This window comes from Paenibacillus sp. FSL R5-0914, assembly GCF_038004525.1.
Classification (GTDB): Bacteria; Bacillota; Bacilli; order Paenibacillales; family Paenibacillaceae; genus Paenibacillus_AQ.
Map to the genome: position 1 here is coordinate 1,127,190 of NZ_JBBORH010000002.1, position 14,377 is coordinate 1,141,566.

Here is a 14,377-nt window from a genome sequence, read left to right on the forward strand (position 1 = left end):
GGTCAGGTGAAGTCACGATGAAGGAATTATTCCCTCGTAATGGGCTCCCCAATATAATTCAGAAATTGGAAAATGGGGATACCGTAACAATCGTCTATTTCGGCGGCAGTAATACTCGTTCTGAAGGCTACAGGGTCATGACGGCGGATTGGCTTCGTGAGAAATATCCTAAGGCGGATATCCGCTCTGTGAATGCAGGCATTAATGGGACAGGATCGGATTTGGGTTGTGCCCGTTTGGAGACTGATGTACTGCGTCATCGGCCTGATCTAGTATTTGTTGAATTTGTCGGTAACGATGGCGGAGATCCCGAATCCAAGGCGCGGATCGAAGGGATTGTCCGTCAGATCCGCAAGCGGAGCCGGTTTACCGATATCCTGTTCGTTTATACGCTGAAGGAGCGGGATGTGGCCTTATTTCAGTCTGGGGAATACCAGAAGGGGGCTCTAATGCAAGAGGAAGTGGCCGACTATTATGGTATTCCTTCGATTCATCTGGGCGTAGTGGTCAGTCACTTGGTGTCGGAGGGAAAACTCGTTTTCACCTCAAGGGAAGACGTGTCCATTTCTGGAGCCGTTGTTTTTACGCATGATTCGATCCATCCGACTATTCCCGAAGGACACCAAATTTACACGGATACGATCACCCGGTCATTTGAGGCAATTATCGAACTCAGAGGTCATCAGGGAAGGTTAGTACATCACTTACCTCAGAATCCGTTGGTTCCGGCTAATCCTTGGGAGTATGCGACCATGCTGTCACTGGATAGTCTTACTACTTTTTCCGCAGGATGGTCTTACATGACGCCCGATGATTCTGCTTTAGTGCGCGAGTACAATTGGTTGTTCCCCGGCCTATGGCGAGCAGTCGATCCTGGAGAGGCTATCACGGTGCAGTTCGAGGGCACCCATATCGGGTTATTCGATATCGGGGGGCCTGATTCTGGCAGATTGAAGGTGTCGGTGGATGGTGGGGAACCCTTTATTATCGATCGATTCACACTACACAACGATCATAATCGAAATCAGTATGTATTCTTGCCGGAGCTCCCGAATGGAAAACATACGGTTCGCTTTGAAATCGATACCGAGAAGACAGACAAAGCGGCCGTGTTTGAGGCATGCGGCAATGAACGAAGTAGAGAGCACGTTAGGCAGCATCCAGATTGGTATGATCAAACGGTGATTCAGCTTGGGAAGTTGTTATTAGTGCAGCCGCCATTATAATTAATCATTAGGCTTTGTACAATTGGTAGACCTACATCATAACTGACTGCAGTTGAGCGGACAGTTATGATGTAGGTCTCTTTTTTAAAGGACGACAAAGTCGTTTCTTCTTGCTTAAAATCTTATAAGAAATTCTTAAAATTAAAGAAAATTCACAGTTCTGTTACATGCTATGATAAAACCGACAGAGCGGGCTTAGTCAGAAGGATAAGGCTAATTGCTTCTATACGATCTTCGAACAAAGGAGGGCAACATTATTTTGAAAGCGTTATCAACACAAGGGAGGCTGTGAGTTGTATGATAAAAAGGAAGCTGTTTTTCTTAATCGTTTTCATCGTGACGATATTAGTTCCTTTCAGCCTAGTCGGAATAAGGACCGCATACGCGGAGCCCTTACCGTATAAGACGATTATCATCGATGACGGGAGCATCACGATCAATGATGTTGTGACACCTGATGTGGGTAACGAGAACAACGGATATTCAGCTCCGAATTGGACCACAAGTACAGGGGTGAAGGGATATGATAACTCCAGTTCTAAATATACGAGTACAGCAGGCAGAGCGATATCCTGGAATCCACGATTGGAAGCGGGAACGGCGAAAATTTCGTTATACAAACTTAATTGGGAAGATAAAGCAGATAGCAATGTAAAAATTGAAATCGTCCACAATGGAACGACCGATGTTCTCTATATGGATTTGCGGCCTTCATTTGGTGCTCCTGCGGGATGGGTTGATTTGGGAGAGTACTATTTTTCCGGAGTTGGTAAAGAATTCGTTAGATTAACTCGGTCTACCAGCACAACCAGCACGATAATTACGCGAGCTGATGCAGTCAAGTTCGAAGGGAATATTCAGCAAAAAGAGCCGCATAAGACGATCATCATTGATGATGGAAGCATCACGATTGATGATGTCGTCACCACTGATGTAGATAACGCAAATAACGGGTTCTCCGCTCCTTATTGGACTACAAGTACGGGAGTGAAGGGATATAATAATTCCAGTTCCAAATTTACCGATGCAGTAGGAAGAAGCATCACATGGAATCCGCGATTGGAAGCAGGGACGGCGAAAATTTCATTCAACAAGCTTGATTGGGCGGATAAAGCAGACAGTAATGTTAAAATTGAAATTGTTCACAATGGGATTACGGATGTCATGTTTATGGATCTGAGGCCCTCGTCGGGCCCATCGGCCGGATGGGTTGATTTGGGGTCCTATTATTTCAGTGGTGATGATAGCGAATTTGTCAGACTGACTCGAACGCAACCTACGACCGGAAAGATCGTTACGCGGGCCGATGCGGTCAAGTTTGAAGGGAATATCCGGCAGCAAGCTCCGCCGTTGCCTCCGCTGCGCAGCCGTACATTGGCGAATCTCAGTTACACGGAAAAAGGCAGCATCGAGAATGCCAGCTACAAAGTAACCTTCTATGAAGCAGCTTGGGATGGTGGCAAATCCATCGTTCGTGATATGTTCTACAAGGACACGGATACGGGGAACTGGGTGCCTGTCAATAATGTGGCGGAAAGACTTGAAGAGCAATGGGTCTTAATGGATGGAAATGCGGGGAGTCTAACCAATTACTACGATACGATGAACAAACGCTGGATTACATTCGACGAGATTGATTTCCCTGACAGCCACACGGCGATATTAACCGATTCTTCACATGGAAGCGATTACGATTTACAAGTGAACTGGTCCATGTCAGGGGACAAACCTGATGTTTCCTTCGCTTTTACACCCCGCCGGGATGGCAATTACGTGATCGGCTATCAGTCTTTCACAACAGAGCAGATCTCTGGCGTCAATGAAGTATTAAATGGTTTCAGGTCACACGCCAAAATGGTAGGTTCGGTGGAATCAACAAGCTTAAGGGAGCTAAGCGCTCCAATGAGTCTGGTTGAAAAGAATGACGGTTCGGGCAATCCATTGACGTATGGGGTATTTGTACCTTCGGATGAGCTTCCGGTTGAATTTGAACCGACAGGAGGTGTTACGAAACAAAGGCTTGGCATGAGTCTTGTCAACAACGAAGGCAGCGTGCAGCCAATCTTGTATGCTCCTCAATTAGGGACTTATTCGCAAATGGCCGCAGAAAGCACTTATCAATTTCATATGGGACTAATCGCTCAAAAAATCAATTTGTATGAGTCCTACGCGGATATTCTTCGCAATGAGTATGGTTATTCCGCATACCGGGAAAACGTATCAGATCAGTCGCTTACTGACGCGATGTTCAATATGATCGATTTACTTAAGATAGAGCCGCAAGGGGATGACTCTGTTGATTATGTCCCGTCACCCAGCGGATGGTGGAGCCGTGCCAAGGGCTTTATTGACATCGAAAACGAGGATAGTATTCGAACAAGCTCGAATGCGGTTCTTTTGGGGGCTTACTATTTGACTGGGGATGACCAGCTTTACGATACGAGAGCATTGCCGTCCGTCCAGTACGGCTTATCGCGAAATGGTATAGGTTGGTCGCCGACGCAGAAGCCAGTATACGGTGTGCCGTCGTTATGGAAAATGGCAACCTTGCCATTTGATTTTTCTAGCGTAGCCGCTGTCAATCAGATGATGGGGACTACGGCAGGAATTGGAGCGCTGGCACAGGAAGAGTACCTCGTGCGTGATCCTGACCAGAAAGACCGGGGTCCTGTCATTCAGCCCCTGATGATGTATCGTATGACGGGAGATACGCAGTATTTACAGGCTGCCAAGGATGCAGCCGACAGCTATATCATGCAGCATATTGATACGCCTGCATCCGTAAATGTGAGTAAAAATGAGTTCATTTATTATTATAGCAAGCTGTGGATGGAGATCTTGGAGCTTTACGAGGAAACTCAGGATCCCAAATACTTGAATGCTGCTTATAAGGAAGCCAAACGATATGCAACTATGTTCGTTGCTCGTCCGGTTCCTGAAGGTGCCGTTACGATTCCGCAGCCTGAGACGTATAATTACGCGGAGTCGTTCCATTGGCCGGAAAGTGGTAAATATCAATATCCTCGGATCAAGCTCCCAGAAGATGTAGCCGGAGGCGTACAAGCGGATAGTTGGCTTGTCTCTCCCAATGGATTGACGTTTGAAGCGGGAAGTACAACTGGTTATTATCGGATGAATGCTCAGGAAGCTCCATTCATGCTGAGATTGTCGCTCTATACAGGTGATAAACTACTGCAGGATATTGCTCATAATGCGGTTATTGGTCGATATTCGAGCTATCCAGGTTATTACTATAAGGGCTTCGCCGTTAGTCAACTTGAACCGGAGTTTCCTCTGGAAGGCCCAAGCGGGGCTACATCCATCTATTATCACCATATACCGGGACAGCTCGGGCAAACGATGGATTATTTGATCAGCGAGCAATCGTTGAAATCGAATGGAAGTATTACATTTCCTTCTGTATTTGAAACTAATTTTTTATGGTTCAAATATCACCTCTATGGAAATAAACCAGGGAATTTTTACGGTAATTCCGACGTTTGGCTCTGGATGCCTAAGGGGATAATTCAGACCAACCATCCTCAATTGAACTGGATAACGGGAGAGAGCGGGAATAAATTCTACATCGGGTTAAGCAACGAATCGGCAGCTGAAGTCCAGACTCCGATCGAATTGAATGCGCAAATCATTGGGTTCAACCCGGCACAAGATTATACCGTAACCATCATCCGCGACAATGGCACACCAGAGCAAGCGGTTATGAGTGGCGGAATCATTCAAGCCACGGTTTCAAGCAAGGGAATAACCGCTATCATTGTGGAAGGACTCAACATTGAAGTGCCGCTGCACCAGGTCAGAACTACTGATACATCGGATGCAAGCTATTTCTTCGATATCCACAGTCCAATAGATGCGGTTAAAGGCATGCTGATCGTCAAGCCCGACGAAACGGCCTATGATGCTTATGTGCAGGCAAAAACGACGAAACCAGCGACGATCCATTATTCCTTGGATGGCGGGGCTACGTATACAACCATTCCAGATAAGATCTATCCGATGGAATGGTCGATACGGGTAAACGATTTATCCCAAACCTTCACTTATTATGTGGAATCGGACGGGAAACAGACTCGCAAGCGGACACTCTATCTGCCTGATCAGGTAACCGAAACTCCAGTTCAACCGGATTGGCAGGAGGGTTCATCTATCATTGTGGATAATACGGAGGCAGAGACAGCAGGCGTCTGGATACGGGATACAACGGCTAACGACTATTATTATGATAACTATGTGTATGCCAAATCGACTGCCGGCACAGCGACAAGCAGAATTGTTTGGCGACCTGAGCTGCCGGAAAGTGTTACTTACAGTGTGTACTATAAGCTTCCGCAAATAACCGCTGCCAGTGAAAATTGGGCAACGAATGCCTCATTTACCGTTTATTATAGCGGAGGCTCCGAGACGGTTACCGTAGATGAGACAGCGGCCAATGGGACTTGGGTGTACCTGGGTGCTTATCCTTTTGCAGCAGGCGATAGTGGGTACGTGGAATTAACCAATAAGGCCAATAAGTCACGGGTAGTTGCCGATGCGATGATGTGGGTGGACCCGAACAAGATACCGCAATTGGAGTCTGCGGTGATCCTGTCGGATCGGAACGAACTGCAGATGACTCAAACCGCACAACTAAGCGTAACCGGCTATTTGGATAATGGTCTGATTGGTGATCTATCACAGGCAAATGTGCAGTATTTCGTTGATCGAACCGATCTGGCTGAATTGGACAGTAGCGGTTTGTTGACCCTTCTAAGTCTCGACGGAGAAACGGATCACATTGAGGTATGGGCCACTGTAACGATTGACGGGGTGACCTTAACAACACCGCCTTTGATAATTGCGATCAGGGAATTAACGGTTATTGTCGACAGCACGAATACGACTGGGTTGTACACGACAGAAGGTTCTTGGAGCCAAAGCAATTTAGCCGGATACAAAATTGGTGTGAAGTCCCGTTACTCTACCGTTCAAGGATCCTCAGCGACGTGGAAAGGCCAGTTTCCAGAGGGGAAATATACGGTCTCCATCTACAAGCTCGTCCATACGACGGCAAATGACAATTATGTCAAAGTGGAAGTGAAGCATCAGTCGGTTACCGAGGTCACGTATATCGATGCAACCGTTGGCTCGTCGGGTTGGGTTAATCTAGGAACGTTCGACTTTACTGGAGACGGCAGCGAGTATGTTCGTTTAACAAGGGTTACTCCGACAACGGTAGATCCGCCAACTCTACCTGCCGATATGATTTATACCAGGGCTGATGCAGTCAAGTTCGAACGCCATTCCAGTAGTCTGCCGTTGCTTGCAAATGGGGTGCCAGGTAAACCGACACTATCGAATAATAGCGGTGTTGCGACAGGCTTACATGATGGCAATTATGAGGTTACGATGAATATGTGGTGGGGAAACAATGGCACACTGTATAAGCTGTACGAGAATGGCCAATTGATCCAAACGAAGTCACTCGCCGATGTTTCGCCAGCTGCTCAGACTTCCATTATGCCTATTCAAGGAAAGCCGAATGGAACCTATGTGTATACATGTGAGTTATCGAATTTGTATGGAACGACTTCATGTGATCCACACACCGTCACCGTGACTGATGCGAAGCCCGGCAAACCTGTTTTGTCTAGTGACAACTGGGATCAAGATGGGGACTATAACATTACTGCTAATATGTGGTGGGGCACGAACGCAACACAGTATCGATTATATGAAAATGGCGAACTTATTGAAACGCAATCTTTATCTTCACAAACACCAAGTGCTCAATCGGCCACTACACAAATTTCAGGGAAATCGCCTGGCATCTATCAATATCGCTGTGAGTTTATGAATGGAAGTGGAACAACGGAAAGTGATACTATACAGATTATTGTAAAATAAACCTATGAGCTGAGTGGATGAGAACGATCCATTCGGCTTTTTTATTTCTTGGAATTTAGTATTGAACTATGCAAAATGCTAATCTTTCAAGGCTCTCAACTGAGTGATATTTACACGAACAGGTAGTAGTGCTTCAGAAATCCTAGCTAAGGAATTGAAACAAGCAGGATTGCACCCGGATGAGGGAGAAGGCGTCGGATATTAGATGGAGAACGGACCAACTCCAGTGTTGTCTACTGAAGGCGGTCCGTTTTATTTATGGTCATGAGAAGTAGAGGTGAACATTATGGCGCTCGGGATCAAGTCCCAAGGGCAGGATAGTTGAAAGAGAAACAACCTAACAAGATCCGAGTGTCGAGCGGCAACAACATATACCGATTAATTCCCGCGTAAATCGCGGTTTTTTTATTCAATCGAAAAGAGCCAAGATTATGCTCCGATTGTCGTTCTTATATTAACTGATGTTACCACTGCATTGTATTCATTATCCCCATATACCCTAAATTGCTTGTGCAAGAGAATTCATCCGTCGGATCTAAGCCTAGACGCGAGGCAGGCTACGATACTGTGAAGGGGGCATCCCCCGTTTGTTCCGGAATATACGACTCAAATAGAAGCCGTTCTCATATCCGCACAGCTGCGCAATTTTGTCGATACTAAACTCTGTTTCTAGCAGCAATTTGCTAGCCCTGTCCAGCCGTAGCCGAGTCATATATTCAGAGGGGGTCATTCCGTAAGCCGCACGAAAACGTCTCGTCAACTGCACCGGGGTAAGCTGTAGCGAGAGCGCTAAGCTCTTCATATCGACCGGACCGAAAATATTGGCGGTGATGAAGTGGGCCGCCTTCCGCATCTCCTCATCAGCAATCACCACTGTTAACCCTATTTCCTTCGGCACGTTCCTCTCCAGCTCGTACAAACGCCACATATCGCTTACGAGGTGTTGTTTTCGCTCTATTGCGGCCTTATCCTGTTCCAACGCAATTAGTCGCAAGTAGCGGTAGTCGGAGCAAAGGCGTTCGATGTCCGCGATCATCAGATTGCCAGTCAACGAGCGCTGCTCTTCAAGCGAAGGCTCCGTGTTCCATGTGAAATGAATAAAGTGAAAGGTCAAAGGCTCAAGTGTCTTCCTATGAAACCAGGTGTTTGGAGGACAGACCACCAAGCTGCCGAACCCTGCTTCGCCTTCTTGATCTTCAATGCGGTAAGTGAATCGGCCTTCTTCCACAGCCAATATTGTCCAATAGGAATAAATATCCCGGTCGAGAGCAAACGACTCTTTCTTGTCCCAATAAAAGTGAGTCACTAGCCGGATCGCAAAGTCACTTCGCATTTTATCGCCACCAATGTTATGAAATAAAGTATATGCCTTATCGTAACATGGTGTATGGAAATTGAAAAGTTGATAACATACGATGAAATCATGGATATTATAGTTCTTTAAAAGGAGATGTTCAATCATGAGGCAGGAAGTTATCATATCAGATATTACAGTCGTCGGCGGCGGCTTGGCGGGAGTAAGTGCAGCTGTTGCTGCAGCCCGTTTGGGAAGGTCCGTATCACTTATTCAGAATCGTCCTGTGCTAGGCGGAAATTCAAGCAGCGAGGTACGTGTATGGGTGTGCGGAGCTACCGCTCACGGAACGAATCGGTATGCGCGAGAAACCGGCATAATGGGTGAGCTTTTTCTTGAAAACCAGTACTGCAATATCGACGGGAATCCATATATTTGGGATATGGTTCTCCTTGAAACGGTTCGCGCAGAGCCCAATATCCGCTTGTTTTTGAATACCGATGTTCATGAGGTGGAAGCTGACGGCGATACAGACAATAGGGTCATCCGTTCAGTTACCGGTTGGATGATGGGGTCAGAGCAGCGTATTCGTTTTGAAAGTGGCATGTTTCTAGACTGCTCGGGCGACGGACTGGTTGGATTTCTGGCCGGGGCCAAGCATCGTATCGGCCGAGAAGCGAGGGAAGAGTACAACGAGGATTGGGCACCGCCCGTTGCGGATGACATTACACTGGGAAGTACAATGTTCTTCTATACGAAGGATGCAGGCCATCAGGTCAAGTTTATACCGCCAAGTTTTGCGAAGGATATCACGAAGACGACCATTCCGATGACGCGCGTCATCCGCAGTGGCGATAATGGATGCGCTTATTGGTGGATCGAGTGGGGCGGTGAAATGGATACGGTTCTCGACAACGAACGTATCCGTGACGAGTTATGGGCGGTGATCTATGGCTTATGGGACTATATTAAAAATTCCGGCAACTTCAATGCCGACAACATGACGCTGGAGTGGGTGGGCTCGATTCCAGGCAAGCGGGAGTACCGTCGTTTCATTGGTGATTATATGCTCAACCAGAACGATATCGTTGCTCAGCGCGAGTTTGAAGACGGTGTGGCCTTCGGTGGTTGGTCTATCGATTTGCACCCGCCACAAGGGATGTATTCGACTGAAAGTGGCTCCAAGCATTTGCATGCAGACGGAGTCTATCATATTCCGTTCCGTTCCCTGTATTCTGTCAACGTGAACAATTTGATCATGGCCGGCCGCAACATCAGCGCATCGCACGTGGCTTTCGGAACGACCCGTGTCATGGCTACATGTGCCGTCATCGGCGAGGCTGCCGGCACTGGGGCTGCATTATGCGCTGAGAAAGGGGTCGTCCCACGTGAGCTATACCAGACTCATCTACGTGAACTTCAGCAAACACTGCTTCACCAAGGTGCGTCCATCATCGGTCTACGCAATGATGATGTGACCGATTTGGCACGGAGCGCAAAATTAAAAGCTTCCAGTACATTGACGCAACTAGTTGTGGAGAAGCCGATCGAAACCTATCCACTTGCTTCCGACACCGGCCTGATTTTGCCGGTCGACCCGGAGCTGAAAGGAATCGCTCTACTCGTCGATGCGGCAGAGAACACGACATTGGAACTGGAGCTATGGGACACCGGTCGCGGTGAAAACTATGTCCCGCATACGAAACAACTGGCGACATTGACTCCGGTAGCAAAAGGCACAGGACAATATGTGAGCGTGAACCTCCATTGGAAGCCGGCCACCCCACAAAACGCATTCCTCGTGGTCAAAGCCAACGAACGGCTTGCCTTACATCTGTCTAATGAGCAACAATTTGGTGTACTTGCGTTTGCGAAAGGGCAGCGCCCCATTGTTTCCCCTAATCTCGGGGATCAACAGCCAAGTCAGCCGGTCGTGCAGTGGAATATGCGTCCATTTAACCGCAAACCGATCTGCTTCCGCCTCCTCTCGCCAACGCAAGCATACGCAGCGGAAAAGGTAATCGACGGATATCACCGACCGTTTGCTGGGCCGCATCTGTGGTCGTCAGACTCGCTTCGGAAAGACTCTCCGGAGTGGCTGGAGCTCAATTGGCCAGCACCAGTTAACATTAGCACGGTGCATATCACATTTAACGACGATGTGAACGAGGATCTGATCAATCTTCATCATCACCGTACACCGTTCGAAACAATTCCTGAACTGGTCAAGGATTACCTTTTGCAGGTTGATGTGGATGGCGAATGGATTACCGTTGCCGAAGGCAAAAACAACCGTAAACGAAGAGTTGTCCATTCATTAGATCAGCTGGTTTCCTCTGATCGTCTCCGCGTTGTGGTAGAAGCGACGAACGGTTGCCCGAGAGCCGAGATCTTCGAGATTCGCGTATACGAATAGCAGACAACAAAGACCTGTCTGCAGTTCTGCAACTCCCAAGAATCGTTATATGAATCAACAAGTTTTATATCTTCTGGATTCGTTTTAAGATGATATAATCGAATGAATAAAGAAAGATTCATCACAAGATCAATGAATGAGCCTGACTTAAGTATCGGAACTGGCTCTGCAAGGCTAGTATTGTTAACCATACTCCATAAACCAATACCCACGATTGACTGTGGAAAAAAACCTCTTAAAACAGAGGTTTTTTTTGCCTATTCGAGAAATCTGGAAACTCTTCAGACGATAAGAACATTCAACTACATTTTTGGGAGTGGATCCTACACGATGTTCAACTGGCGCTATTTGCTTCCGAACAAATTGAAGTACAGGCTAATCATGGCTTATATCACCCTTCTAATGATTCCTTTGTGCATAGCTATTTTTTATCTGTTCCAGCATTTTGAATCGATTCGTCAGAAGGATATGATGGATCGGATGTCCGAGCACATGCAGCAGGTTCATGTGTCCTTGACAGATATGATGGCATTCGCCTATAGGGCGAATATTATGCTGAGCCAGGACGAGAGCCTGATCCAAATTATGCACGATCCGGACAATTACGATCCCCTTGAGCGAAAGAAAGTCATCGAGAGTAAGATGTTTGGCATCAACAACAGTTTCTTCTTCCATCAGACAGAACTGTATTTTAGATTCATCGACCTGAAGGGCAATGTATACACCTCCTATGCACCTGCCGGCCGGTTGACTAACGAGCTCAAAACCTTACAAGATTGGCAGGATAAGCTACATAGCGGGACACATTCATACCGATGGGTGGCTGATGATTGGAATGACGTAATAGGCAGTAAAGGAAGCAAGGTTTTAAGCCTGTACATAGTCCTGGATGACCCACTGCGTGGAAACTTCGGACTGGCTCGCATCAGCATCAATATTCAGGAATGGTTCCTGAGCACATTAAAGGATAGTCCGGCTAACCAGGATTTGACCATCTTTACGGGACAAGGAGAGACTATTCTCCAAAGTAAGAAAACAACCTTCAGTATGGATATGTTACATAGAATTACGTCGCTACAGGCAAAGGAAGGACACTATGAGGATAAACGTTCCTCATCCCTAGTCAATTACAGCTATCTTGAAGATCTGGATTGGTATGTAGTCAGTCAAATGCCGTTAAGCGAACTGCAGCAGGAAATCCGGCAATTAAGGTTTATCGCATTCCTCTTTTTGACGATTCTGGTCATCGTCTACGTGCTAGTAACCATCATCCTATCGGCTCGTATGACGAAGCCGTTGGTTGTCTTAGAGCGGAGCATGGAGGAGGCATTGGACAAAAAGCTGAATGTCAAAATCAGTATCGGAAAGGGGGCAACTGACGAGGTGCGTTCCCTGGGAGACAGCTTTAACCACATGATAGATGATGTCATCGCACTCATTAACAAGCTTAAGCTGGAGGAGCGGCAGAAGCAGGCGGTACGTTTTCAAATGCTGCTCTCCCAAATGAACCCGCATTTTCTGTTGAACACCTTGAATACGGTCAAATGGATCGCCAGAAAAGAAAAGCAGGAAGCGATCGCTGGCATCTGCACTTCTTTGGGGCTAATCCTGGAGGCCAGCCTGAACTCGGAAATAGAGCTGATTCCCCTTAAAGAAGAAATGAAGTTGCTGCGTTCCTACGAATCCATTCAGTCCTTTCGCTTCAGGGATCATTTCATCGTCCGCTATGAATTGGATGAGCCGGTTCAACATGCTCTCGTTCCCAAGCTTAGTCTTCAGCCTCTGGTGGAGAATGCTATCGTCCATGGCTTTGACATGACGGACGGGTGTGGCACGATTTGGGTGAGGATGAGAGCGGAGGGTAGAGAACTTATCCTGGAGGTGGAGGATAATGGTATCGGCATGGAAGCGGCCGCACTAAAACCGGGAAGACGTAGCGGTCATGGCATCGGACTGAGTAATCTGAGAGAAAGGCTACAATTGCTTTTTAAGCGGGAAGGTTCCATGGAGATTATTTCAGGCGCGGAAGGGACCCTTGTCCGGCTCCGGCTGCCTTTACTGATAGCAACACCTTATTCACAGGAAGGAGGCGATGGGCATGTGGGCGATTTTACTAGTGGAAGATGAGGCATTTGTCCGGGAGACCCTACGAGATACGGTGGAATGGGAACGACACGGATTTTACGTTGTGGGTGAGGCTGGGAACGGTAAGGAAGCTCTTACGGCTATTCTGGAGCTTAAGCCTGACGTCGTGATCGCGGATATTGTTATGCCGGGGATGGACGGGATTGAACTGTTGAAGGAGACACGGAAAGCGGGAATCCGCAGCCGGTTTATTATGCTGACGGCTATGAGCGATTTTGAATATGCCCGGGATGCCCTTCAATACGGGGCCTTCAACTATCTCTTGAAGCTTTCCTTGAATGATGAAGTTTTGCTCGAGAATCTGGCGCGGATTAAGGGAGAACTGCTTGAGGAGCTTAGCGTAGCTAGTGAGGCACTTTATCCTTATTTTCACCGTATTTGGTCGGGTATCCGGGGAACGGTCGCAGCGGCCGATCAAGATCAGACCAGAACAATTGCGGTAACGGAGAAATTCCACGGCTTAGAACTTGAAATTTATACCATACTGAGTGGAGCTGTACCCGCTGCTGCGGAAAAGATGAATATTCAGACAGAGGATTATCTGTTGGTTCAACCCTTCCATGAAGGAGGACTGACAACTTTCTTTTGCTGGGGCTTTGGAAAGAAGGCAACGTGTGCGAACAGACACAAACATATCCTTTCGATTGGAATGGCTTCCGGCAGCAGTCTGAGCCAGCTGTCCCAGGATTGGCGCTCAGCACTGAATCAGTTGAACAGATATTGGTACGGCTCAATGGGAGGTCAGGTGAAGGAGCGGCATGAACTGCCGCCGATCGCAGAGCTGGAAGCAGAGCTGATCCGGCGTTTCGAAGTACGCGACGAACGCCAATGCACCGAAGTGACAGCTTTAATGTGGAAGAGCATGGAAGCCTCTTCGTTCTCCCATGTAGAAGTGAAAATACTGGCTGCCCATCTTGTTCATATGCTAGCCATGCTAGCAGGACGAAAATCGGAGTACCGGCAGGAACTTGACTCAGCCATCAGCCATGCGTCGCTGCTTGTTCATGTACAGCAAGTCATACATAAGCTAATCCAGCAAATGAAGGAAGAACATGTAAGTTTTACAGATCATCCTGAGGTGAATCGAGTGATTCAATATATGCTGGTGCATTTCAAAGAAAATATCAAGATTGCGGATTTAGCCAAGCTGGTATCCATTAACGTCGATTATCTAAGCACCGTTTTTGGTAAAAAAACCGGACTGACACCGATCGCCTATTTGCAAAACATCCGGATCGAGCAGGCGAAGCGTCTTCTGCTGCATTCCAAACTGAATATGGGGGAGATCGCTTTTCAGACAGGTTTTGCCGATGATGCATACTTCATTAAGGTGTTCAAGCGCATGGTTGGACAAACGCCTAGCTCCTTCAGGCGTGAGAATAATACCTAAGT

General features: G+C 47.3%; 6 protein-coding genes. 5 read left to right on the plus strand and 1 reads right to left on the minus strand.

Annotated elements, in window-relative coordinates:
- Nucleotides 1–17: 17 nt before the first annotated feature.
- Together MKX60_RS21115 and MKX60_RS21120 are read left to right on the plus strand one after the other, a co-directional pair.
- On the plus strand, nt 18–1,226 hold the full coding sequence (locus tag MKX60_RS21115; protein WP_076283681.1) for an SGNH/GDSL hydrolase family protein: 1,209 nt from the start codon (nt 18–20) through the stop codon (nt 1,224–1,226).
- 297 nt (nt 1,227–1,523) lie between these two features.
- Nucleotides 1,524–7,130 (plus strand): golvesin C-terminal-like domain-containing protein, encoded by a 5,607-nt coding sequence (locus tag MKX60_RS21120; RefSeq protein WP_341060871.1) that lies wholly within the window; start codon nt 1,524–1,526, stop codon nt 7,128–7,130.
- A 541-nt stretch (nt 7,131–7,671) separates the two neighbouring features.
- On the opposite strand, the gene MKX60_RS21125 is transcribed toward MKX60_RS21120, so the two are convergent.
- Complete coding sequence (locus MKX60_RS21125) at nt 7,672–8,463, minus strand: helix-turn-helix domain-containing protein (protein ID WP_076283679.1); 792 nt, start codon at nt 8,461–8,463, stop codon at nt 7,672–7,674.
- Nucleotides 8,464–8,590: 127 nt separating this feature from the next.
- On the opposite strand from MKX60_RS21125, the gene MKX60_RS21130 reads away from it, so the two are divergent.
- From MKX60_RS21130 to MKX60_RS21140, 3 genes are all read left to right on the plus strand, one after another.
- Nucleotides 8,591–10,840 (plus strand): FAD-dependent oxidoreductase, encoded by a 2,250-nt coding sequence (locus MKX60_RS21130; RefSeq protein WP_076283678.1) that lies wholly within the window; start codon nt 8,591–8,593, stop codon nt 10,838–10,840.
- Nucleotides 10,841–11,170: 330 nt separating this feature from the next.
- Nucleotides 11,171–12,967 carry a cache domain-containing sensor histidine kinase gene (locus MKX60_RS21135; protein ID WP_341060872.1) on the plus strand — a complete coding sequence of 599 codons (1,797 nt, stop codon included), beginning with the start codon at nt 11,171–11,173 and terminating at the stop codon, nt 12,965–12,967.
- Entirely contained in the window at nt 12,939–14,375 is a 1,437-nt protein-coding gene (locus MKX60_RS21140) for a response regulator (protein WP_341060873.1), read from the plus strand. Before MKX60_RS21135 ends, MKX60_RS21140 begins: the two co-directional genes overlap by 29 nt.
- The last annotated feature ends 2 nt before the right edge of the window (nt 14,376–14,377 follow it).

Excerpts from the sequence above, each read along its gene's own strand:
- MKX60_RS21130 (WP_076283678.1), top strand. The coding sequence starts at position 8,591 with ATGAGGCAGGAAGTTATCATATCAGATATTACAGTCGTCGGCGGCGGC.
- MKX60_RS21140 (WP_341060873.1), top strand. The coding sequence starts at position 12,939 with ATGTGGGCGATTTTACTAGTGGAAGATGAGGCATTTGTCCGGGAGACC.
- MKX60_RS21120 (WP_341060871.1), top strand. The coding sequence starts at position 1,524 with ATGATAAAAAGGAAGCTGTTTTTCTTAATCGTTTTCATCGTGACGATA.
- MKX60_RS21125 (WP_076283679.1), bottom strand. The coding sequence starts at position 8,463 with ATGCGAAGTGACTTTGCGATCCGGCTAGTGACTCACTTTTATTGGGAC.
- MKX60_RS21115 (WP_076283681.1), top strand. The coding sequence starts at position 18 with ATGAAGGAATTATTCCCTCGTAATGGGCTCCCCAATATAATTCAGAAA.
- MKX60_RS21135 (WP_341060872.1), top strand. The coding sequence starts at position 11,171 with ATGTTCAACTGGCGCTATTTGCTTCCGAACAAATTGAAGTACAGGCTA.